General features: G+C 62.7%; 1 protein-coding gene. It reads right to left on the bottom strand.

Annotated elements, in window-relative coordinates:
* Positions 1 to 50: 50 nt before the first annotated feature.
* Positions 51 to 1,115, bottom strand: a 1,065-nt coding sequence (locus ABT116_RS49195; protein ID WP_351648128.1) for an MCE family protein, incomplete at its 5' end; no start/stop codon positions are given.

Raw genomic sequence — 1,115 nt, forward strand, 5'->3', positions numbered from 1 at the left:
GGCGAAGATGTCGTCGGCCATCGCGTTGATCTGTTCGAGCACTTCGTACGTCATGTTGTTCCTTGCATCCAGTCAGGTTGTTTCAGCAGTGCTTTCGACTGCGGATCAGGAGGTTGTCTCGAGCGCCTGGGCGTCACGTGCGGCAACGTTTTCGGCGACTTCCCGCTTCCAGCTCTCCACGGCGCGGGTGGTGTCGATCTCGAATTCGAAGCTGGAATGTTGATCGGCGGAAGTCCCGGAATCTGAATGGTATTCGGATCCGCTGACTTGTCCTCTCCTGCGGGAGCCTGTCCGGCAGGAGCCTGGGCGGGCGGTGCGGCAGGCTTGAGCGGATCACTCAACGGGTTGCCTGTCTGCCCGGCGAGCCCGGCCTGCTTGCCCAACACACCTTCCGGCCCCGAGAGCGTTCCGGCCAACGGAGTTCCGGTGAGGAAGTTCGCATCTAGTCGGGGCAGCGAGATGTCGATGGTCATCGCCAAGTTGGCGTAGTCGCCGCGGATGACGTTGTCGATTCCGTTCTGTGGGAACGGGAACGTCAGGAGAACGCCGAGAACCTGGGTGAGAGCGTTACCGGAATCAGCCAACGCCTTCAGGGTCGGTGACAGCGCACGAACATTGGTCGCGAAATCGTCACCACTCTCCTGGATGACACGGCTCGCCACCTCGCTGAGACCTCCGAGCGAGGTCAACGCGTTGGTGATGTCCTGACGCTGAGCGACAAGAACCTCGAGTGCCGGCGGAATACCTTCGAGCGCTTTGTTCAAGGTGTCGTGCTGTGCCTGGACCGTCGAGGACAGGCGATCGAGTCCTTCCATCGCCGAAACGATGTCGCCTCGTTGCTTGTCCAGACTGCCGACCAACTGATCGAGCTGAGGTAGGAGGTCGCGAACGGAGTCTTCACGCCCACCGAGAGCGGCGTTGAGTTCCTTCGTGATGTCTTGAACCTGCGCGAGACCGCCGCCGTTGAGAACAACCGACAGAGACGACAGCGTCTGTTCCGTCGTCGGGTAGGCGCCCGCCCTGTTCGACCGCTCCCCCGTCCCGGCCCGGGAGGTGCGCGAGGCGGCCGGGTGGCTGAAGACCGGCCCGGTCTCCCGGCACAACCTGCGCGGGGT

The sequence above is a fragment of the Streptomyces sp. NPDC002130 genome (assembly GCF_040296465.1).
GTDB lineage: Bacteria > Actinomycetota > Actinomycetes > Streptomycetales > Streptomycetaceae > Streptomyces.